The following is a 21,104-nucleotide window of genomic DNA, read 5'->3' on the forward strand; positions in this document are numbered from 1 at the left end:
GTAGATGGAGTCGTTCGCGATGCGGATGGCTTCGTCTTCGGAGCGATAGGTCATCACCGCCAGCACAGGCCCGAACACCTCCTCCTGGCATAGGCGCATGTCGCTGCGGCAGTCGACAAATGCCGTCGGTTCGTAGTAGAAGCCGCGTTCGAGATGTTCGGGCCTGTGCTGGCGGTGATGACCTATCGCTCCGAAGACGAAGCCATCCGCATCGCGAACGACTCCATCTACGGTCTGGCAGGCCTGGTGATGACTCGCAACGCCGCAAGGGGTTTCAACGTCGCGAGGCAGGTCAGAACCGGCACCATCATGGTGCAGACTGTGGCGCCCGGCGCCGACCTGGGAGCCAATCCGGGGGGAGGGCAGGGCCCCGGCTGGTCTCTACCGGCGCGTGGCATGTTCAACGGCGGGGGGCCGTTCGGCGGCTTCAAACAAAGTGGGCTCGGCCGCGAGCAGGGTCGCTGGGGCTTCGAGGAATACACCGAGCTGAAATCGATCACCATGATGTAGCCGCACCGCATTCTGAAAGGTCGCGTATTGGAATTTCTCAAAGACGTCCGTGTCCTTGAAGTGTCACTGTTCTCCGCGGATGCGCTGGGCGGGCATCTGGCTGACCTCGGCGCAGAGGTGATCAAGGTGGAGCCGCCTGGCGGCGGTGGTTTCCGCGGCGCGGTGGTTTCCGGCGGCGAGTTGCAGGACTCGCATTGGAATCGCGGCAAAAAGAGTGTGGCGATAAACCTGAAAACGCCTGAGGGTCAAGAGGCGTTTCGCCGCCTGGCCGCGACATCGGCGGTGGTGATCGACGGGCTTCGGTACGGAACCGCGCACCGGCTCGGCTTCGGCTACGACGACATCGTCGCCGTCAACCCGTCGGTTGTGTACTGCGTTCTCAACGGAATGGGCAGCTTCGGGCCCTATACCCGGTTAGCCACCCACGGGTTGTCCTTCGACTGTTTCGCGGGGTTGAGTCCGCCGATCATCGATGCGGATGGAACGCCACGCCTTTCGGGGGCGGCGACAGGGACGACGGGTGTTCTGGCGGGACCGCTGTACGCAGCGATGGGCGTACTCGCCGCGTTGCATGCCGCCCGGCGCGACGGCAAGCCGCAGTACGTCGAAGTAGCGCAGGTCGATGCGGCGATCAATTGGAACTTTCAACACCTCACAGCGCTGGCGAACGGTCAACCGGCCTACGGTGAGGGAATCCGAGCTTCGCTTCGCTACCAGTACTACGCCACGAGCGACGGCAACTACGTGGTGTTCAACGCCCTGGAGGACAAGTTCTGGCGCAGATTCTGCGAGTCACTCGACAGGATGGATCTCTATGAACCGGGGCGCCGGAAGCCGGGGGAGGATGTCGAGGCAGAGGCCCGGCTGCGCGACGAACTGACGGCAATATTCAAGTCCCGCACACGCAGGGAATGGACCGACTTCTTCATCGCGACTGACATCGCAGGGGCACCAGCGTTTTTGGGAGCAGACCTGTTCGACGACGACCACGCGAAGGCTCGCCGACTCGTCTACGAGCAGGCTCAGCCGGACGGGACGTCGCAGCGATTGATTGGGACGTGCATCAAGACCAAACCCGATGAACGATTTGCACCGCCAGCGGCGCCGCGCGTTGGGCAGCATACGGAAGAGTTACTTGGCGCCCTGGCGGGCTACGACGCGGCCGAAATGGAGCGCCTTCGTTCGTCGGGTGCAATCTGAGGTTTCATCTTCGGGTGATGCCTGATGGCGTTTCGGCTGATGGTTGACAGCTATGCGTCGGCGAGCGTGGCGGCGATCCGTTTGACAGCGATGAGCGATAAGTGTCGACGTCGAGGGTCGCTCACCAAATCAGGCCAGTAACGAAGCCGCGGCGTTCGAGGGGTGGTCCGGTCGCGTTGACCGATGACTGCCCACGGGAGCCTTGAAAAGACAACGCATGTTGGCCTACAGTTGTTGTCACTATGATCGATTTTCCGCAAAGCGCTGCTTCCGCGATGACGATGCGAGCGAACGGCACCGATGACTAACCTGCAGATGATCTCTGATCGTCTCGAAATCGAGGCGTTGCGAAGTGATTTCACCGACGCAGGGGTGGCTCGTGACTATGACCGTTTCGCCTCGTTGTTCACGTCCGACGGTGCGTGGCGAATGCCGCACATCAACGCATTGTTCGTTGGTATGTGCGAGATACGGGCCGCGGTCGAACGCGGGCAGAGCCTGTTTGAGTTCTTCGTCCCAAACGGTGCACTCAGGCCCGATCACCCTCGATGGCGATGAGGCCACCGGACGGGCCTACGTTGCAGAGTTCGGCCGGCTTATTGGTGGGGGTTCGCACTCCAACTATGGCGTGTACCACGATCGTTATCGCCGAACACGACAGGGCTGGCGGTTCACCTCGCGCACATACGAACTGATCTACGTTGACACGACTCCGCTGCAAGGCGCTGCACCACCGCTAGCTTCGGACGGTTGGCTTTCACGGTGAGGATGAGCCACGGCTCTCAGCGCTGCGACCCTAGCCGCTGTATCCGTGTGCGGCACCTGAAGGATGAAGCATCTGTCATTCCTGGTCGTCATTTGCCTTATCTCGTTCGGCGGCGCCGCGTCGCCGAACGTCCATGTTGAAAGGAACGGTATGTGGCGAAACGCTGCAACTCCCGGCGGCGGATTCGGTCGACGTCTGCGCAGGTCGGTCACGGTGCTGGCCGCGGCGGCGCTGACCGCAGCCGCCTGGCTGGTCGGCCGGGTTGCCGGAGTGGACTACATCGCTGAAACACCGCTGGGCACTAGACAAGTGACGTTGGTACAGACGATTGCGGCAACGATCTTGGTTGGGCTTGCCGGCTGGGGTGTTGCGACGCTGCTGGATCGCTTCACGGCGTCGGCGCGGACAATCTGGACATCACTGGGCATCATTGTGCTGGCCATGCCAATTGTTCCGCTGTTCGCTGTTCGCGGTGATGCATCCAGCCAGATCGCACTCAGTGTCCTGCACTGCGTTGCCGCGGCCGTCCTGATTCCCGGACTTCTTCCGGCGCGTCCGCTCCTGGGCCATCAGCGGTTAGAAGCCTAGCCGCACGCAAGCGGCACGGCGCCGCGGTGGATGCCGTGCTCGGCGTCACCGTGTTTCGGAAAAGATCGGCAGCACATGTCGCGCCAAGGTGCGCATCTGATCGCGCAGTTCGTCGACGGTGTTGGCAACGAATAACAGTGCGGTCAGGTGGTCGAGGCCGGCTGACCGGTATGCGTCGACCTTTTCGATCACCTGATCTATCGATCCCACTAGATTCATCTCGAGATAATCGTCGATATCGGCTCCCCTGGTCATGGTGGACGACAACGACTTTCGGAAGACGTCGAATGACGAGTTGAAGAACTTGTCTCGCGCCTCTTCCTCCGTGTTGCCGATACATACCACCGACTGCAGTGCCGTGATGATCGTGTCGGAAGGACGGTCGACGGATTCGGCGTATCGAGTGATCTTGGCTCGGCCCTCGGCAATCTTGCCGGGGCCGATCTTCGCGGGCAGCCACCCCTGACACAGCTCTGCTGCGCGGCGCAACGATCCTTCGGCATTGCCGCCGGAATAGATGGGCAACGGGTTCTGAACCGGTTTGGGATAGCTTTCGACGTCTTCGAAATGCACGTACTTCCCGCGGTAGCTGACGCGTGGCCGCTCCCACAGTTCGCGTATCGATTCGATTATCTCTCGGGTGAGATCGGCGCGGTTGGCGTTAGCGGCGTCTGGGCGCACCGCCTCGAACTCATCGCGGTAACCGCCCACCGCGACTCCCAAAGTCACCCGGCCTTGGCTGAGTTGGTCCAGCGTAGCCACTTGTTTGGCCAACAGCACCGGATCCCGCAAGGGGAGCACCATGATTCCGGTCGTCAAACGCAGCGTCGAGGTTCTCGCAGCGATGTTGGCGAGCGTCATCAGCGGTTCGAAGTAATCCGGGGGGTGCGGCCACGCCCTGCGAACGAAAGCCATGGTGCTCAAGTGGTCGTTGCCGCCGGCGTCGTGGTAGCCCAGCTGTTCGGCTTCCATCGCGATATCGATCACATCTTTGGCGGTGGCGAATGGCACCGGATGCATCATCCCTGCGGTACAGGTGGGCAGTTCTACGCCGAATCTCATGAAAGCTTCCGTCCATCAATGCAACTAATGCCTACAACTGTAGGCCAACGTTCGTTGGTATTTCAAGGGTCGGCCGTGTGCCGCATCGTGAACAGCGGTCATCACCGCGTGCGACGAGCTGTCTGCGTTTTGGTCTTTTTAACTTCGCCGCCGGTCACCGGCGCGTCGAGGTCGCCGACGAGATAGTGCTGAAGCACGGGCCCCAGTGTGGAAGCGAGCGTCTCGCCATCCAACTCGGTCACCGCCGGCAACTCGAGGATGTAGCGGCAGTACGCCACGCCTAACACCTGCGTGCTCACCATCGCCGCGCGCCGACGAGCCTGACGCCCCCGGCCGACCAAGCCCTGGACGAATGTGAGCAGCTGCTGCTCAAAAATCAACCGGAACTGCTCTGCCGCGGCGCTATTCGTTCCAGCGGAGCGGAGCAGCAAGGTGATGAACTCATCAGATAGCGCGCCTTCCCAGCGCGAGATGACATGGTGAGCAAGAAGTTTTCCCACCTGCTCCCGCGGCAGTGCCGCGGCGTCGGGCAGGTGCAAATCGACGTCTACCGCAGCGGCGAACAAACCTTCCTTGTTCCCGTAGTACCGCATAACCATCGACGGATCGATGCCGGCCGCGGCGGCGACGGCCCGAATCGTAGTGGCCTCGTAACCGCGACTAGCCAGCATTTGCCGTGCTGCAGTAAGTATCGCGTTTCTGGTCTTTTCGGATCGCTGAGTGAACGCCATGCGAACAAGTGTAGGCCAACATCGTTGGCACTCATCGATCCGTGGAACGGCGCCGACCGAGCAGTGGACATCGGGTCCGCCCCCGGCGGTCCCTATGTGCCGCTCGAACTGGCGGCTATGCCGCTGTGCGCGTTGAGGATCCCATGCAACGACCTGAAGGCCCGCCATGCCTTCGCGATGCCGAACTCAGCCACCTGCAAGATGACAGCGCGAACCTGCTCTTCGGTGGCGCCGTTGTTCAGCGCGAGCCCTACGTGCAGCCGCAGGGAGTCATCAAGCGTGACATTGAGCACGTCGGTCGCAATGGTCGCGAGCGCCCGTTCGCGAACGGATAGTTCGGAACGCCCCCAACGTGCCTCGAACTGCTTGCTGTAGAAGGCCGCGAAGCGGTCGTCGAGGTGGGCTAGCTGTGCGGCGGCGGTTTCGTCGAAATCGACCGGCGAGTTCGGTGTCGGCGGATCGGTTACAGCCTCGTGGGAACCTTCTACTTCAGCCAGCATCATCAAGGCCTCAGCCGCTGTGGGATAACCCGCGTAAGGAGCCAGATGACGGACGGCCTCCCGCAGGGCTGCCAAGCTGACGCCCTGTGACAGCGCCATTTGCACATGGGTCTGCAGCGGGAACCCGAGACAGTGCCCACACAAGTCTGCAGCGAGAAATACAAAGGCTTTCTCACGCATCGTCAATTCCGACAAGCCCCATGCGTGCTGCCCCACCTCGACGGCCATCTTGGCGAAATCCGCGTCGAGCTCGGCGATAGCCTCCTGGTTGGTCAAATTCATTGTGCAGCTCCTAGTACTGGCTGGGCGGCCGCGCCGAACTTCGTCGGCAAGCCGAATAGGCGAATGCGCATCGCGTCGAAGAGCCGGTCGGGAGCCCAGCCGGCCAACAAGGCCAGCAGCCGCCCATCCTTACCAACCACGTAACGGGTGCGTGGACGCTTTTTTCCTAACGCACGCAGCACGGCGCGGGCGACGACATCGGGATCGCTGCCCGATCTCTCGCGTGCAAGCGCGCGATCGGTCATGGCTTGGTAGGTATCGCCATACAGTTCTAGATGCGCCAAGCTCATCTTGGACATCACTCGCTTGGCGTCTTCCTCGACTTTTGTCACCGCGTCGGTGTGAATCGACGCCGGTTCGATGAGGACGACGTGAATTCCCCAGGGGCGCAATTCCATCCGCAGGGACTCGGTGATCGAGGCGAAGGCCCACTTTGACGACGCCAACGGCGCGCCGAATGGCAGGCTGAGCCGATCACCGATCGATCCGATGTTGACGATCCGTCCTGCACCAGCGCGCAGTAGTGGGAGAAACGCCTGAGTGACCGCGACTTGCCCGAAAACATTCACTTCATAGATACGCCGTAGATCGTCCAGCGGGATTGCTTCCATCGGCCACGTCATCCCGATCCCGGCGTTATTCACTAACGCGGCGATCCCGTAGTCGCCCACCGAACCGGCTACTTCGGCGACGGCGGCGCCGATGGAGGTCTCGTCGGTGACGTCGATGAGCACGGGCACCAGTTGCCCGTCAGTACGGCTGGCTTCCTGGACCAAGGCATGCCCATCTTGCCTGCGCCGCACGCCGGCGAAGACACAGTACCCGTGCGCAGCCAGTCGCAGGGCGCACGCCCTGCCGATGCCGGAGGAGGTTCCGGTCACCACCGCCGTTGGGCGCTGAACCTGGGAATGTATGGGTCGTGTGCCACCTCGTATCGCCATGTCAACAACTGTAGACCAACGCACGTTGGCCATCAAGTGTTGGCTTTGGTCCGCGATCTGTGGGTTAAGAGCGTCCCAGAAGGTGCACGCGGCGACGTGGGCTCCCCTTCAACACCGCAATCCTCAACGGGTAGCGAGATGCGTTCCTGCCCAAGGCGTTTCGGGATTCGCGGAGTCCGTGAGAGCCGCTCATCCCCACCAAAACGACGTGGCGATCGCCACGTAGAGCGCGATGAGCACTGCTCCCTCGAACCAGGTCGACTCGCCGTCGAAGGTCACCAGCACCGCGACCAGCGCCGACATGATCATCGACGCCAACAGCAGTGGCGAAAACACCAGATCGAAACCGGGCTGGCCGAGCCATACCGCCGCCAGGCAGACGATGGGGGCGATGGTGAGTGCGATCTGGACGGGCGACTGGAGGACCACCTGAACCGCGTAGTCCATCTGGTTCTTGGCCGCCAGCTGAATGCCGACAAAATTCTCCACCGCGTTGCCGGCAATGGCCACGATCACCAGACCGGCGAACACCTCGTTGATGCCCACTGCATGCATCGCTGGCTCTAGGGCGGCGACGAACCATTCCGACACGAAGGCCGCACCGATACCGGCGAGGGCCAGCATGCCGATGGCCATCGCCAACGGCCACTCGCCGTGTGCCGTCGCGGCGCTGGCAGCTTCGGCCGAATCGGGGCTGGCCACTATGGGAGAGGTCGCTCTCGAGGGTTTATCACCAGCTTGCAGCGCCGAATCGGCGGCCCGCTTTCCGAGCGTGGCGGGCAGCGAGAGTGCGAAAAGCGCGAGCATGACGATGGAGACGACGACCGACACCGCCCTTTCGTGGTGTTGCGCCGGGGTGTGTATCGCAGCGGTCAACGAGGGGACGGCCAGGATGAACACCGCGAGGGTGAACATCAGTCCGAGCGTGCGTCCGTCGTCGGCGGCGAAGCGCTGGCGGCCGTGCCTGATCCCGCCGGCCACGAATGCCAGCCCGAGCACCAGCAGGGCGTTGGAGAGAATCGAGCCGACGATGGTGGCCTTCACCACGCCGTAAAGACCTGCCTTGAGTGCGAACAGGATGACGAACAACTCGGGCAGGTTTCCCAGCGCCGTCTGCAGTATCCCAGTGGCGTTGGGCCCGAGCCGGTCTCCGACCGCCTCCACCGAACGGCCGACCAGAGATGCCAGTGTGGCCAACGCGAGTGCGGAGATGGTGAACGCCAGCAATGCATTCGCGTGGGCGAAGTTGAGAACCCCGGCTGCCATGGACGCGATCACGGTGAGGGTGATCATGATGCGGTCGCGCCGGGTCAGCAGCGGTGGCCGTTCGGGATGGGTGGTCGTCACGCGCCTCTCCTCTGATCGCGCTGAAGTTTTCCACACCGAATGGTCGCGCCGAAACCACGCTGGTTCCGCTGCCGCGACCTCGACATACTGCCGAATCCGGGGGTCAACGCCATTCGCGGCGCGACGATGTGCCGCTTCCACGGTGGCGCAGCCGCCCACGTAAAGCGCGAGGCGCGCGAACGGCATGAGCGTGCCGCTGACCGGATGGCCAAGGAACTTCTAGGGATCGCCACTGACGGTCTCGCCTAACCGCGAGCGCAGCGAAAAGAGACTCATAATCCGTCGGTCGCGGGTTCGAGGCCCGCCCGCCCCACCGCAATGCGTTGTATGGCGTAGGCAGATGGCTGGCACATCATCACCGGCCGGCGGACGCATTCATCGGCACGCCGGAGCGGCTCGCCGATCATGTCGTCGCGTGGCAGGACGCAGGCGCGGCCGACGAGTTCGCGAGCGTGGGATCGACGCTGTCGCAGAAGATTACGACGTTCATCGACCAGGTCGTGCCTGTCCTGCAGCGGCGGGACCGAGTCCGTACCGAGTGCGCCGGGTCCACATTGCGCGATCACCGTGGGCATGAACGACCGGCTAAACGGTCTGTTCCTTAAAACTCGTCGCGATCAACAACGAAGCGAACTTGACAGGCTTTGTGAATGTTGCCGGGGCGGAAGCCCACGACGTCGGTATCGACGACCCGGAGGCCCAGACTATTGAATATTGATTGCCACTCGCTCACCCGTTTGAACTGGCAACCGAAATTCATATCGACAAGCCCTTGGGCGACAGCGTTACCAAAGAAATCGATAAGCACGAGCGTCTGAAATTGATCGCGTACATCCAGCTTATTAAATTCGGTTAGCTCGATCTGCTCCGCTGCGACCCCTGGGGGCGCTGCGGGAACAGCATACGTGTCTTCCTCGATAATCAACCGCCGTGCCACACGCCGCAAATTTGTCAGCAATGGAATCAAGTCGGGTTCATCAACATGATGAAGGACGGTTTTGACGATCGCACTGTCGAACGCGTCGTCCGCATAGGGGACGTCAACGGGTGAAGCCATCTGCCGAAACGGCAGATGTGCGGCCTCAGCGCCGCGGTAGTCCATCACGTCGGTGGTGTAGCAGTCGAAGCCGGCGCGCGCGATCAGCGCAGCTAAATGACCGCGGCCGCTGCCGAAATCGAGTACTGTGCTGCCGTTGATGGCGTCTGCGAAATTGTTGAAGTCCTGCACCGGCTTACGCTGTGACTTATACGCCGAGTAGCCCTCGCTGAACCAGGAGCCGTCTCCCTCCGATGCGAAGAATCGTTCGTGCACCTCTTCGGCTGCTTGATAGAGTTCACACCCGTTAGCGGCTGCCAGTAAATACTTACGTGCGTCCTCTAGGGTTGAACGCACGTCGCCGGAATAATCTGGAAAATGGGATTTGTAACTTCTTTCCAGCACTGACAAAGTGAAGTTCAGGGCCGTGGTTCCGTGCTGTAAAGTGTCGTGAATGAACTCGTATTGAGCACGTTTGGTGGCTGTTGACACCAACAATCCTTTCGTCACGCATGCTTCAAACGCCTGACGCGGCATCGTCGGGTAGCGGCAGGCGGAGGCCAAAGCAACTAATTCAACGCCTTGTATCAGTACAACGCAAATTGAAGGTATTTAGCTAAAAGCTGACCCGATTCGGCTTTACAGCAGTGCTAAACACGCGTAGGGCAAAGAAAGCCGGCCTAATGGTGAGCCGCATTCTTTGCGCATGCCGCTTTAGCGAAAGCCGTTTGACGTGCGGTTCTCATCGCCGGCGACCCAAGTGCTTCGTCCGCCGCGGCCTGTTCAACGTCGAGCACCCTAGTTGACGGCAAACCTCGCGCGTGCCCGGGTACCTTGCGTCGCCGAGTACCAGGCCCTGGGATGCAATGGTTGAAACGAAGTGTCATGTGAGCCAGCGCATTCCGGAGAATGAATGTGGGCAGCGACACACCCTCCCGATGCTTGGACCCTGACCCTACTAGGGTGCTGCCTATGGCGGTGCTGCACGGCAGAAGAATCTTGTTCGACATCGATGGCACCCTGGTTGACTCAACCGCCACAGTCGAACGGTCCTGGGGGACGTGGGCCGAGGAATACGGCGTCGACTATGAAGAGGTACTCAAGGTCTGTCATGGCAGGCGGACCGAGGACACCGTCGCGCAATTCGTCGTACCGCACGACCGACTCGCAGCGACAGCCCGGCTACTCGCTCTGCAAGAGCAGGCTGATCTCGATGGTGTCCTGGCGCTACCGGGAGCACGCCGATTGCTTGATGCCCTGCCGCATAGTCACTGGGCTGCAGTGACTTCGGGGCCGCGCTCGTTGATGGCTGCCCGACTGGCGGCAGCGCGGCTCCCCGCTCCGAAATTGCTGATCGGTGCAGAGGATGTATCGGACGGCAAACCGAATCCCGAGAGCTACCTTAAAGCGGCCGCCGCGCTGGGCCTCGACGCCCGGGAATGCGTCGTCGTGGAGGATGCGCCCGCGGGCGTCGGCGCTGGGCGGGCAGCGGGGGCCCAAGTGCTCGCCGTCACGACCACTCACCACGCGACCCAACTGACAGACGCCGACATCGTCGTGGCCGATCTATCCTGCGTCGATGTCGAGGTCACCGAGATCGGTGTCGCCTTGCGGATCAACTAAAGCGGTAACGGCCCGCGCCGCAACGCAGGTTTAAGAACCGAGGCCGTCACTGCCGAGCCCGTAGGCAAAGCCTGACGAGAAGGACAGCAGCCAGCCTGAACGGTCTCACCTAATCCGACCACGAGGTGGAGGACGCGGGCCGGGTGAAATAGTGACTACGGATCGCGGGTATTCGGCTAGCAAGATGACGCAACTGTCCGATCGAAGCACCGACGAAATCGACCCATGCGTGCGTGTTTACGGGGCGCGGGTCCACAATCTGCGGGGAGTCGACGTCGTGGCGCCGCGCGACGCGCTCGTCGCGTTCACCGGCATCTCCGGATCCGGCAAATCGTCGTTGGCCTTCGGCACCATCTATGCCGAAGCCCAGCGCCGCTATTTCGAATCGGTCGCCCCGTACGCCCGCCGCCTGCTATTGCCCACCGGCGCGCCGAAGGTGGATGACATCACCGGGCTACCCCCCGCCGTCGCGCTGCAGCAGCGCCGCGGTTCGTCGACGTCGCGGTCGACGGTCGGCACCGTCACCACCCTGTCGAACCTGTTGAGGATGCTGTTCTCCCGCGCGGGGACCTACCCGCGGGGAGCCACGGAACGACTGGACTCCGATGCGTTCTCGCCGAACACCGCCGTGGGGGCGTGCCCGGAATGCCACGGGCTTGGCCGAATTCATCGGGTGACCGAACAGACGCTGGTGCCGGACCCGTCGCTGACCATCCGCGAAGGCGCCGTGGCCGCATGGCCCGGCGCGTGGCAAGGCCAGAACCTGCGCGACATCCTCGTCACGCTGGGGTATGACATCGACAAGCCATGGCACAAACTCCCCAAGCGGCAGCGCAATTGGATTCTGTTCACCGATGAACAACCAACGGTTGAAATCGATCCGGGCCAACACCCCGTGCAGGCCGATTATTACTACAACGGCACTTTCTCCAGCGCCGAACGTCATGTCCGCCACACGTTGGCCAACTCCCATAGCGCGATGATGCGTCGGCGCGTGTTGCAATTCGTCGACACCGTCGAGTGCCCGGTATGCGACGGTTCGGGGTTGCGGCCCGAGGCGCTGCGGGTGACTTTCGCCGGGCGCACCATCGCCGACTACACGGCGATGCCGTTGGCCGACCTCGCTGATACGTTGCGCCCGACGGCTTCTCGGACCGACGCCGCCGCCGCGTACGAGTCCACGCAATCCGGTGAGCTGACCGAAGTGGCGACCATGATCGCCGCCGACCTCGTCGCCCGCCTGCAGGTACTCATGGATCTCGGCCTCGGCTACCTGACGCTCAGTCGCCGCACGCCGACGGTGTCACCTGGCGAACTGCAGCGGTTGCGGCTGGCCACTCAGCTGCGCGCCGGCTTGTTCGGCGTCCTTTATGTGCTGGATGAGCCGTCGGCCGGACTGCACCCGGCCGACGCCGAACCGCTGCTCGACGTGCTCGATCGCCTACGTCGCGCAGGCAATTCGGTATTTGTGGTCGAGCACGACATGGATGTTGTGCGCCGTGCCGACTGGATCGTCGACGTGGGCCCGGGGGCCGGCGAGCTGGGCGGGGGTGTGCTCTACAGCGGGCCGGTGCCGGGTCTTGCCGACGTCGAGGAATCGGTCACCCGTCACTACCTTTTCGAGAACGCCGGCCCGGCGCCTCGCCAACCGCGCACGCCGTCCGGGCGGCTGCGGCTGGGCGGAATCTGCTTCCACAATCTGAGAGACCTCGACGTGGACCTGCCGCTCGGCGTATATACCGCGGTCACCGGAGTGTCCGGTTCAGGCAAGTCGACACTTGTCGTCAAGGTCCTCGGCGACGTCGTGCACAGCCAGCTCGGCACCGGACGAGCGGCCGACCCGGCCGAATCCGATGACGACGAAACCGACAGCGGCGTAGTCGATCTCGATCACGATGCGAGTGCCGGTGTGACGGTAGAAGGCGCCGAGCAGATCAACCGGCTGGTCTCCGTGGACCAGCGCCCGATCGGACGCACACCGCGCTCGACGCTGGCGACCTACACCGGCTTGTTCGACGCCGTGCGCCGTGAATTTGCCGCGACCCCAAAGGCGCGTCGCCGCGGTTGGACGGCGGGCAGGTTTTCCTTCAACGTGGCTGAAGGTCGCTGCCCCACCTGTCAGGGGGAGGGGTTCGTCTCGGTCGAATTGTTGTTCCTGCCAGGCACATACGGCACCTGCCCGGCGTGTCAAGGAGCACGTTACTCCGACGAGACACTCGAGGTGCGCTATCGCGACCGGACGATCGCCGACGTGCTCGCGATGACCGTCGATCAGGCCGCGAAGTTTTTTGCCGACGTCGCCAGTGCCGCGCGGAGCTTGACCACGCTGCAAGAGGTCGGACTGGGGTACCTGCGTCTCGGACAGCCCGCGACCGAGCTCTCGGGTGGCGAGGCGCAGCGGATCAAGCTCGCCGCCGAACTGCAGAGACCCCGCCGAGGGCATACCCTCTACGTGCTCGACGAGCCGACCACCGGGCTGCATCCCGCCGACGTCGATCTGCTCGACCGTCAGCTGCACCGCCTGGTCGACGCGGGCAACACCGTCGTGGTGGCCGAGCACGACATGCGGATGGTCGCGGGCGCCGACTGGGTGATCGACCTGGGGCCGGGGGCCGGCAGCGACGGCGGTCGGGTCGTCGCAGCGGGGCCGCCGCAGAAGGTGGCCCGCGCAAAATTCAGTCGCACGGCGCCCTACCTCGCGAAGCGGTTGGCGCCGTCCGTTACTTGCTGACGAAGTTATCGACGGGTTCAGGCGATCTGGACAGCCGCTTGTTCGAAGTATTGGTTGTAGGCAAGGTAGACCGGTTTCTTCCCGGTCCGCTCCAGAAACTCCTGGACTGCCCTGAACTCATGTTCCTGGGCGCCCGGATAGTTATAAAACTCATCAAAGACGATGACGGTACCTGACACGATATTGTCGCCCAACAGGCTGAAAATCTCTTGCGTCGATGCGTAAATATCGCAATCTATATGCAGGAAAGCGATGGGAGTGGTTTTCAGAATTCGCTTTTTGAATTCCGGAAGGGTTTCGTGGAACATGCCCTTGACCAGAGCTACGTTATGGAGCACGGGCGGCATCCACCCCTCGGCGTTGGCCCGGAAAGTACCTTGGGGAACCGTGATATCGGTGCGGGGCCATCGTTCCGGAAGGCCGTTGAACGAATCGAATCCCCAGATGCGCTGTCCGGGGTTGAGCGCGGCAATGAAGTTGATGGTTCTTCCGGTGCACACGCCCATCTCCAAGAATGCGCCTCGCAGCGTCACGTGGTCAGAGCCGTATTTGAGCAATTCCGCATCGGTGTCGAGAGCTTCGGCATCGCCGAAGTGCTCGGCTACCATCGTCCGCGCTGTCGGCGATTCTCGATAGTCCTTGTCCATCGGGTAGAAGTTGAGGATTGGATGGCCGTGGTGCCCTTCCTCGCTCACTATCGGCATATTTACCAATTTGGCCCAATCGAATCCGCTGCTACACGGGTAATCTGAAGCCACCGACGGCTCCATGCGCTCAACCTCCTCGCCGGAAGACGCAGCGTGAATTATCGGCAGCGTAGAGGCTTGGCAATCAATTCACGACGGATTGTGGAATCCCATCGGCCACCCGCGGATGGTCTCGATCCACGCGCTCGACGGCGAAACCCACGCTCGGCATCGCCGCGAACTGCCGTCACCGCCCACGACGCGCGGTCTCACGACCGCCGTGTGGCGACATTGCTGACGAGACACGAAAAATTTGATCCACCGTTGCGACCGTTAGCGCAGTACTCTTTTTGTGCCAGCATCTCCGTGAAGGAGAGGGATCGTGGGATCTCAGAGAGTCGTCGGTAGTCAGGCGGATCGGCTCCCGTTGGCCGCGCGGGCCTCAGCAGTGCCCGCGACGATCCTCGAACTAGGCGGTCGGTATCCGGGGGCCGCGGTGTTGTTCGCGGCGCCGCTGACGGTTGCCGGCATTTGGGGGATGGTCACGCGCCCGTCGTTGGCATTGCCGCTGGTGCTGCTGGCCGGCGTGGCCTTGGTATTGATCGATTTCCTGGCGGGCCCGTACCGGGTGGCCGAGCAAAAGGCGCGGGTCGCCGGCGCCCAGAAGCCGAGCCGTCAGCCGATACTGAACCAGCCCAGGATGCAGTTCACACAGACGCCGCCGCGGCAGAAGGTAGAACCCCAGGCAGGGGTGCAGGCAGAGGCCGCCGCCGCGCAGGCGCTGGCCGCGGAAGCCGAAGCGGTGGCCGCCGAGGCGCGGGCCCGCGCCGACGCTGCCGCAGCCGAAGCCCTGGCCGCGGAAGCCGAAGCGCTGGCCGCGGAAGCCGAAGCCCTGGCCGCCGAGGCGCGGGCGCAGGAAGAAGCGGCCGCGGCCGAAGCGCTGGCGGCCGAACCCGAGGCGGTGGCCGCCGAGGCGCGGGCGCAGGCCGAGATCGCCGCGGCGGAAGCGCTGGCCGGCGAGGCGCGCCAGCGGGAGCGGGCGCGCGCGGAAGCCATCGCTGCCGAAGCGCTGGCCGCGGAGGCGCGCAAGCGGGCCGAAGTCGCCGAGGCCCACGCGCTGGCCGCCGAGGCCCGCAAGCAGGCCAAGGCTGCCGAAGCGCACGCGCTGGCCGCCGAAGCCCGCAAACGGGCCAAAGCCGCCGAACCGGAAGCCTTGGCCGCCGAGGCCCGGGCGCATGCGGAAGCCACCGAGACCCAGGCCCTGATCGCGGAGGCCCGGGCGCGGGAGCTGGCGCGCGCGAAGGCCGCCGAAGCCGAAGCGGCGGCCATCGAGGCGCGCAAGCAAGCCGAAGCCGCGGAAGCGCAAGCGCTGGCCGCGGCGGCGCGCAAGCGGGCCGAAGCCGCCGAAACCGAGGCCCTGGCGGCCGAAGCGCGAAATCGGGCAAAGGCCGCCGAGGCCGAAGCGCTGGTGGCCGAGTCGCGGGCGCGCGCCGAAGCCGCCGAGACGCAGGCCGCGGCTGCCGAGGCCCGGGTACGGGAGCGGGCGCGGGCCGAAGCCGCCGAGGCCGAGGCCCTGGCCGCCGAGTCGCGCGCACGCGCCGAAGCCGCCGAAACGCGAGCCCGGGCCGCCGAGGTCTGGGCGGGAGCCGAAGCCGCCGAGGCCCAAGCTCGGGCCGCCGAGGCGCGGGCGCGGGCAATCCGGCTGCGGCTGGAAGCTGATGCCAAAGCCAAGCGGCAAGGGAACAAACCGTAGGCGAAAGTGCTGTCCTGTCCGCCCGCGGGTCTGAAGATTTGGGATCGGTAGCGAACCCGAGCCGGTGCGATTGCCCATGCAACGACAACGCAGACGACAGCGACCAGGAGAACCCACCATGAAGCGAACACTCACCGGAGCACTGCTGTCGGGCACCGTGGTCCTGGGAAGTCTCGGGCTGGGCACCGGTGTCGCCCAGGCCGACCCGGGAACGGGCATCTGTAATCAGTTGGCCATGTGCAGCTACATCTGGTGTCCCGGGAGTCCGCTGCCGATGCCGGACGTTGTATGGGACATGAACACGTGCCACCACTACTACGGCGGGAGCCTCGGACATCCGGGGACCGAGGGGGGCATTCAAGTCGGCGCGCACATTCTGGAGGGGGACCCGTCCCCGGCGAACACCTGTAACGGATCCCCCATCTGCTTGCCCGGTCTGTAAGAGGCCCTGACCCGTCGACGTGTGGAAAGCCGGCGCCTGGGTATCTTGGCGAGCGTATGTCTACAGCTCGAACGCAACCGGATCAGCGCGAACTCGACGGCGTCCTGGGGACCATCGACGCCATCTCCCAGGCCTTCGCGGCCAAGATCGTCGGGCAGCGCGAACTACGCGAGTCGCTGCTGATCGGCCTGCTTGCCGGCGGCCACATCCTGCTCGAAAGCGTGCCGGGCCTGGCCAAAACCACCGCCGCCAAGGTGCTCGCCGAGTCGATTCACGGCCGGTTCCAACGTATCCAGTGCACGCCCGACCTGCTGCCCAGCGACATCATCGGCACCCAGCTCTACGACTCGGCGACCAACTCGTTCGTCACCCAGCTCGGTCCGGTGCACGCCAACATCGTGCTGCTCGACGAGATCAACCGGTCCAGTGCGAAGACGCAGAGCGCGATGCTCGAGGCGATGGAGGAGCGGCAGACCACGATCGCCGGGCAGGTGCACCCGCTGGCGGATCCCTTTCTGGTCATCGCCACCCAGAACCCCGTCGACCAGGAGGGCACCTATCCGCTCTCCGAGGCGCAGACCGACCGCTTCCTGCTCAAGGAGATCGTGCGCTATCCCTCCCCGCAGGAGGAGGTGGAAGTCATGACGCGGATCGACGCCGGCGTCTACGACAAGGGGCGCCCGGCCCCGCCGGTGGTCAGCCTCGACGACGTGCTGCGCCTGCAGGACGTGGTGCGCCACGTCCACATGGACCGCGCGCTCATGCTCTACGCCAGCCAGTTGGTCGACGCGACGCGTCACCCCGAGCGTGCGTTGCCCAAGCAGATCGCGCGCCTGGTCGAATACGGCGCCAGCCCACGCGCCACGATCGCGTTCTGCAAGGCGGCCCGCGCGCAGGCCGTGCTATCCGGGCGCGCACACGTGCTGTCCGAGGACATCGCAAAACTCGCCCACCGGGTGCTGCGGCACCGACTGATCCTCGGATTCGAAGCGGCGAGCGCCGATATCACCGCCGAGGTCGTGGTCGACGCCGCGCTGCGGGCCGTCCGGGTCCCCTAGGGGCCACAGGGCCATCGTGGGCAAACACCTCAACCGGGCGAAAGCCCACTTCGGCACCGACACCCGCGGTCTGCTCGAAGGTGGGCGCTACGCGCTATTGCATACGCGCAGCATGGAATTCGACGACCTGCGCCCATACGTTCCCGGCGACGACGTCCGCGACATCGACTGGAAGGCGTCCGCGCGCTCGGGCGGCGTGCTCATCAAGCGGTTCGTCTCCGAAAAGCACCACAAGATCCTGCTCGTCGCCGACGCCGGCCGCAACATGTCGGCGCTCGCCCCGAGCGGAGAGTGCAAACGCGATGTCGCCGCGCACATCATGGGCGCGGTGGGATTGATCGGCCTACGGCGATCCGATCAGATCGGCATGGTTTACGGTGACCGCCGCGGCTGTGTGAACATCCCGCAGCGGCGCGGCGAGTCGCACATCGAGGGGCTGCTGCACCGCTGGTATCAGCACACGACGGTTGGCCCCGGCCGCAGCGACATCGCCGCCCAACTCGATTACGTCGCAACGCATTACCGGCACACCATGCTGATCATCGTGGTGTCGGACGAACCCGAGGTCGACGACCGACTCGGTGAAATGCTTACCAGGCTGACCGGGCGCCACGACATCATGTGGGCGATGGTGTCGGACATGCCCGCCGTGGGACCCGACGACACCGACGGATACGACGTCGCCACCGGACGCTTCGTCTTGAACGGCGCCGACCTCGGACCGCGCGTCGTTGCCGCCTACCGCCGCGCGGAGCGGGCCCGCCGCGCCCGCCTCGATGCCTTCCTGACCGCGCACGCGATCCCGCACGCAATTATCGCGGGCAGCAACGACATTCGGCGCGAACTCGTCCGCCTGACCGAGGTGGCCGCTCGTGCCGGGTGATCTGCTGCGCCATCTGTTCGGTCCACAGCCCTACTCGCCGTGGTGGCTGTGGCTGGCCGTCCTAATGCTCCTCGCCGTCATCGGTTGGTATGCGGGTGTCTTCGTGTGGACGCTGCCGTCGCAGCGGTTGCGGCGCATCCCCGTCGTGCGGCGGATGCATGCCCGGGTGATCCGCCGCCGGTTCGCCCGTCGCGTGCAGGGCATCGCCGAGGAGCACGACGCCGGGCAGATCTCGGCGCCGGCGGCGTGCGCCGCGATCAGCCGAACGGTGCGCAGCTTTCTGCATCAGGCGACCGGGGTGCGGGCCCAATACCTGCAAGTCGGTGCCATGGCCGACGCGAACCTCGCCGGGGCCGCACCGCTGTTGACCCGGCTCGGTGATGCGCAGTTCAACGCCGAGTCACGAGTCGACGTCGCCGACGTGAGCGCGCGGGCGCAGGAGTTGATCCGGTCGTGGACCTGAGGTGGTGGCCGGTAGCGGCCATCGGCGCGGCCACCGTTGCCGCGGTGGTCGCGCTGGCGGCGCTGCTTCCGATGACCGCGGCTCGCCGGCGGCTACGGCCGCTGGCCAACATCGCACGGCTGACCCGGTTGCCCGAGTACGCCAAAGTTGCTCGGCTGCGTTCCCTCTCGACGATCGTGACCCTGGTGGTGCTGACGGTCATGTTCGGCGCCGCGACGTGGGCCGCGGCCCGTCCGAGCGTGGCGCGCAACGACTTCGACGCCGCTCACCCCGAAGACATCATGGTGTGCGTCGGGCAACCGGTGGCCGATGCGGCCACCGCCGAACTGCTCGACTACTTCGCGCGCCAGACCGCGGCGTCACCTCAGGCGCAACGCATCGGCCTAACATCGGTCAACCGCCGCGTGGTGCCACTGACGCGCGACCATCAGTACGCCGCGGCGCAATTCGCCGACTACCTCGGCGCCCATCAGGCGCACACGTCATTCGCCCCGCCGGTGCCGTACTCGGACTACGCCGCCAGCGTAAATGACGTTCTGGCGCTGTGCCTCTCAGGTTTTCCGTCCACCGAGCATCCCAATACGCACCGGCGCTCGGTGATCTACCTTGGACCGTCGGATCTGCGTGCCGCGGCGGAGCAGCGCGCCGTACTGTTCGCCGATGGCAGCGTTCGGGCCCTGGCCCAACGGACCGGGGCGCAGATCAATGTGATCGACACCGCCCCGTCGCCGGCGAGCGGTTCCCTGGCCGCGCTCACCCGGCAGACCGGCGGCGGGTACGTCGCGGCGGGCACGACGTCGGTGACCACGGCGCTCAACGGGATTCGGGCGCACGCCCCGCCGGCGCGCACGGCCGACGGCGCCGTGGTGACGGCGGACTTCCGGGACGCGCCGGCGGTGCCTCTGGCGATCGCGCTGCTGTCGGCGGCCGTGCTCTCGGTGGCTCTGTTGGTGTTGCGCCGATGACGTTTCAACCCCTGCTGCCCGGGCCGATCCTCGCGGTCGTCGCCGGTGCCCTTGCCCTGGCCCGCCTGGTGGCGCTGTGGCGGGTGCTAGCGTCGGCGGGAAGCCGCCGCCGCCGCGCGGTGCTGCGCTGGACGGGCGTGACTCTGGCGGTGCTGCTGCTCATCATCGCGACCACCCGCCCGGCGCTGGTGAACGACAACCGCCAAGACGCGACGCCGGCGGCCGGCGCGGCTCTCAACGTGTTCCTCGTCGTGGATCGGTCGGCAGACTCGAATATCGAGGACTACGGCAACGGCGAACCGCGGATCGCGGGGATGCGCGACGACATCGCGGCATTGACCAAGCAATACCCCGCGGCGCGGTTCGCGCTGATCACCTTCGATTCGAAGGCTTCCCTCGATTGGCCGCTGTCCGAGGATGTTTGGAGTCTACGACCGACCGTCGCGGCGCTCGGTTCGAGTGACGCAGGTCGCGACGCGAACGCTGGAGCGGCGGACAACGTGCTGCGCTACCAACTGATCCAGGCGACGCAGCAATATCCGGGGTCGCGAAACGTGGTGCTCTACTTCGGTTCGGGTGCGCCCGGATCCCAGGCGCCGCAGGACGACTTCACCGTCACGCGGGGGACGGTGAGCGGGGGAGCGGTGCTGGGATACGGCCGCAGCGACGCAATCGACGAAGCCGAATTGCGCAGGCTGGCAGCACAACTCGACATTCCCTACGTCCACCGGGATCGTGGACAGCCCTTCCGGCCGGACCTGCCCGATTCACCGCGCCGCGTCGAGGCCGACCGGATCGAGCTGTACTGGTTGCCCGCGCTGCTGGCGGCGGGGCTGCTGCTCGCCGAGATCTACCTTTCGGTCCGAGAGTTCCGGCGCGGCCGGATCGCCCGACGGGACTTGGTGTCATGACGCGCAGACCGGCGCGCTTGCGGCTGCGACGACGCCTTGTCATCTACTCGGCCCCGCTGACCGTCCTGGCGCTCTTGATCGCTGTCAAACTGATCTCGGTTGCCGTGGTGGGGCATTGGGCCGCCTCCTCGTTCGCCCGCGGCGATGGGAGCGCGGTGCGAGCCGACGCGGCGATTCTCGGCGCGGCCAACCTGGTGGAACCGGCCAAGGCGCCGTTCGTCGCGGGCACCGCTGCCGTGCTCGACGGCCAACTCGAGGACGCCGACGCCCACTTCGCCGACGCGCTGGCCCGCAGCGGCACCGCCCGCTCATGCCCGGTGCGGGTCAACCTCGAACTGGTCCGCGAAACTCAGGGCGACCGGGCAGCGGCGGCGGGGGACCGCGTACGCGCCGACGAACGCTACGCGAGTGCGCTGGCCGTCGTCGACGCCGCGCCGGGCGGCTGCTTTTCCGGCAACGCCGACCCGGACCCGCAACGGCGCGCCATCCGTGACGACGCGGCAAACAGGTTGGCGGTTAAGAGAAGTGCGCTCAACGCGCCGCCGGAAGCGCCGCGTCGGCTCGCACCGCGCTCCCATCGCCGCGGGCGAACGAGGAGGCGGCCCAATGCCCCACCACGGCAACCG

At 65.0% G+C, this 21,104-nt stretch carries 24 protein-coding genes; 15 read left to right on the plus strand and 9 right to left on the minus strand.

What is annotated here, in order from left to right:
• A partial coding sequence (locus A5646_RS28485; RefSeq protein WP_231998460.1) for an aldehyde dehydrogenase family protein occupies positions 1 to 291 on the minus strand: 291 nt, incomplete at its 3' end.
• On the opposite strand from A5646_RS28485, the gene A5646_RS30135 reads away from it, so the two are divergent.
• From A5646_RS30135 to A5646_RS22810, 5 genes are all read left to right on the plus strand, one after another.
• Entirely contained in the window at positions 175 to 510 is a 336-nt protein-coding gene (locus tag A5646_RS30135) for an aldehyde dehydrogenase family protein (protein WP_231997828.1), read from the plus strand. The two genes, A5646_RS28485 and A5646_RS30135, sit on opposite strands and share 117 nt — an antisense overlap.
• Before the next feature lie 27 nt (positions 511 to 537).
• Positions 538 to 1,710 (plus strand): CaiB/BaiF CoA-transferase family protein, encoded by a 1,173-nt coding sequence (locus A5646_RS22800; protein WP_067024379.1) that lies wholly within the window; start codon positions 538 to 540, stop codon positions 1,708 to 1,710.
• Positions 1,711 to 2,010: 300 nt separating this feature from the next.
• Positions 2,011 to 2,268 carry a nuclear transport factor 2 family protein gene (locus A5646_RS29585; protein ID WP_197505262.1) on the plus strand — a complete coding sequence of 86 codons (258 nt, stop codon included), beginning with the start codon at positions 2,011 to 2,013 and terminating at the stop codon, positions 2,266 to 2,268.
• A complete protein-coding gene (locus tag A5646_RS30490; RefSeq protein ID WP_369806983.1) occupies positions 2,234 to 2,476 on the plus strand; it encodes a nuclear transport factor 2 family protein in 243 nt (80 codons plus the stop codon). The genes A5646_RS29585 and A5646_RS30490 overlap by 35 nt, the downstream gene beginning before the upstream one ends.
• Positions 2,477 to 2,539: 63 nt before the next feature.
• On the plus strand, positions 2,540 to 3,064 hold the full coding sequence (locus A5646_RS22810; RefSeq protein ID WP_156765676.1) for a DUF6069 family protein: 525 nt from the start codon (positions 2,540 to 2,542) through the stop codon (positions 3,062 to 3,064).
• Positions 3,065 to 3,109: 45 nt separating this feature from the next.
• Here A5646_RS22810 and A5646_RS22815 read toward each other — a convergent pair whose 3' ends face one another.
• The 7 genes from A5646_RS22815 to A5646_RS22850 form a co-directional block, all read right to left on the minus strand.
• Positions 3,110 to 4,126 (minus strand): LLM class flavin-dependent oxidoreductase, encoded by a 1,017-nt coding sequence (locus A5646_RS22815; RefSeq protein ID WP_067024381.1) that lies wholly within the window; start codon positions 4,124 to 4,126, stop codon positions 3,110 to 3,112.
• 101 nt (positions 4,127 to 4,227) lie between these two features.
• Positions 4,228 to 4,857: a TetR family transcriptional regulator gene (locus A5646_RS22820; RefSeq protein ID WP_066880812.1), complete on the minus strand. Its 630-nt coding sequence runs from the start codon at positions 4,855 to 4,857 to the stop codon at positions 4,228 to 4,230.
• 92 nt (positions 4,858 to 4,949) lie between these two features.
• The gene (locus A5646_RS22825) at positions 4,950 to 5,639 is read right to left on the minus strand and encodes a carboxymuconolactone decarboxylase family protein (protein ID WP_067024384.1); all 690 of its coding nucleotides are present in this window, start codon (positions 5,637 to 5,639) and stop codon (positions 4,950 to 4,952) included.
• Positions 5,636 to 6,580 (minus strand): SDR family oxidoreductase, encoded by a 945-nt coding sequence (locus tag A5646_RS22830; protein ID WP_066868989.1) that lies wholly within the window; start codon positions 6,578 to 6,580, stop codon positions 5,636 to 5,638. Before A5646_RS22830 ends, A5646_RS22825 begins: the two co-directional genes overlap by 4 nt.
• Positions 6,581 to 6,769: 189 nt before the next feature.
• The gene (gene cax / locus A5646_RS22835) at positions 6,770 to 8,113 is read right to left on the minus strand and encodes a calcium/proton exchanger (protein ID WP_231997826.1); all 1,344 of its coding nucleotides are present in this window, start codon (positions 8,111 to 8,113) and stop codon (positions 6,770 to 6,772) included.
• 86 nt (positions 8,114 to 8,199) lie between these two features.
• Positions 8,200 to 8,502 (minus strand): hypothetical protein, encoded by a 303-nt coding sequence (locus A5646_RS22845; protein ID WP_067024389.1) that lies wholly within the window; start codon positions 8,500 to 8,502, stop codon positions 8,200 to 8,202.
• Positions 8,503 to 8,528: 26 nt separating this feature from the next.
• Entirely contained in the window at positions 8,529 to 9,455 is a 927-nt protein-coding gene (locus A5646_RS22850) for a bifunctional 2-polyprenyl-6-hydroxyphenol methylase/3-demethylubiquinol 3-O-methyltransferase UbiG (RefSeq protein WP_197505265.1), read from the minus strand.
• A 480-nt stretch (positions 9,456 to 9,935) separates the two neighbouring features.
• Between A5646_RS22850 and A5646_RS22855 the strand changes: the two genes are divergently transcribed.
• Positions 9,936 to 10,586, plus strand: coding sequence for an HAD-IA family hydrolase (locus A5646_RS22855; RefSeq protein WP_066880804.1), 651 nt, complete (start codon positions 9,936 to 9,938; stop codon positions 10,584 to 10,586).
• 184 nt (positions 10,587 to 10,770) lie between these two features.
• Complete coding sequence (locus A5646_RS22860) at positions 10,771 to 13,317, plus strand: excinuclease ABC subunit UvrA (protein WP_067024392.1); 2,547 nt, start codon at positions 10,771 to 10,773, stop codon at positions 13,315 to 13,317.
• Positions 13,318 to 13,334: 17 nt separating this feature from the next.
• Here A5646_RS22860 and A5646_RS22865 read toward each other — a convergent pair whose 3' ends face one another.
• Positions 13,335 to 14,012 carry a TylF/MycF/NovP-related O-methyltransferase gene (locus A5646_RS22865; RefSeq protein ID WP_067024394.1) on the minus strand — a complete coding sequence of 226 codons (678 nt, stop codon included), beginning with the start codon at positions 14,010 to 14,012 and terminating at the stop codon, positions 13,335 to 13,337.
• A 373-nt stretch (positions 14,013 to 14,385) separates the two neighbouring features.
• Between A5646_RS22865 and A5646_RS22870 the strand changes: the two genes are divergently transcribed.
• From A5646_RS22870 to A5646_RS22905, 8 genes are all read left to right on the plus strand, one after another.
• Complete coding sequence (locus A5646_RS22870; RefSeq protein WP_156749077.1) at positions 14,386 to 15,756, plus strand: hypothetical protein; 1,371 nt, start codon at positions 14,386 to 14,388, stop codon at positions 15,754 to 15,756.
• A 118-nt stretch (positions 15,757 to 15,874) separates the two neighbouring features.
• Entirely contained in the window at positions 15,875 to 16,198 is a 324-nt protein-coding gene (locus tag A5646_RS22875) for a hypothetical protein (protein WP_066869013.1), read from the plus strand.
• 56 nt (positions 16,199 to 16,254) lie between these two features.
• Positions 16,255 to 17,256, plus strand: coding sequence for a MoxR family ATPase (locus tag A5646_RS22880; RefSeq protein ID WP_067024397.1), 1,002 nt, complete (start codon positions 16,255 to 16,257; stop codon positions 17,254 to 17,256).
• A 16-nt stretch (positions 17,257 to 17,272) separates the two neighbouring features.
• Positions 17,273 to 18,139, plus strand: coding sequence for a DUF58 domain-containing protein (locus A5646_RS22885; RefSeq protein ID WP_067024400.1), 867 nt, complete (start codon positions 17,273 to 17,275; stop codon positions 18,137 to 18,139).
• Positions 18,129 to 18,602 carry a hypothetical protein gene (locus A5646_RS22890; protein WP_067024403.1) on the plus strand — a complete coding sequence of 158 codons (474 nt, stop codon included), beginning with the start codon at positions 18,129 to 18,131 and terminating at the stop codon, positions 18,600 to 18,602. Before A5646_RS22885 ends, A5646_RS22890 begins: the two co-directional genes overlap by 11 nt.
• A complete protein-coding gene (locus tag A5646_RS22895; protein ID WP_067024406.1) occupies positions 18,593 to 19,567 on the plus strand; it encodes a hypothetical protein in 975 nt (324 codons plus the stop codon). Before A5646_RS22890 ends, A5646_RS22895 begins: the two co-directional genes overlap by 10 nt.
• Positions 19,564 to 20,478, plus strand: coding sequence for a vWA domain-containing protein (locus A5646_RS22900; RefSeq protein WP_067024409.1), 915 nt, complete (start codon positions 19,564 to 19,566; stop codon positions 20,476 to 20,478). The genes A5646_RS22895 and A5646_RS22900 overlap by 4 nt, the downstream gene beginning before the upstream one ends.
• Positions 20,475 to 21,104, plus strand: a 630-nt coding sequence (locus A5646_RS22905; RefSeq protein WP_197505266.1) for a hypothetical protein, incomplete at its 3' end; no start/stop codon positions are given. The genes A5646_RS22900 and A5646_RS22905, both read left to right, overlap by 4 nt.

It is taken from the genome of Mycobacterium sp. 1245499.0 (genome assembly GCF_001673615.1).
In the GTDB taxonomy this organism is placed as follows: domain Bacteria; phylum Actinomycetota; class Actinomycetes; order Mycobacteriales; family Mycobacteriaceae; genus Mycobacterium; species Mycobacterium europaeum_A.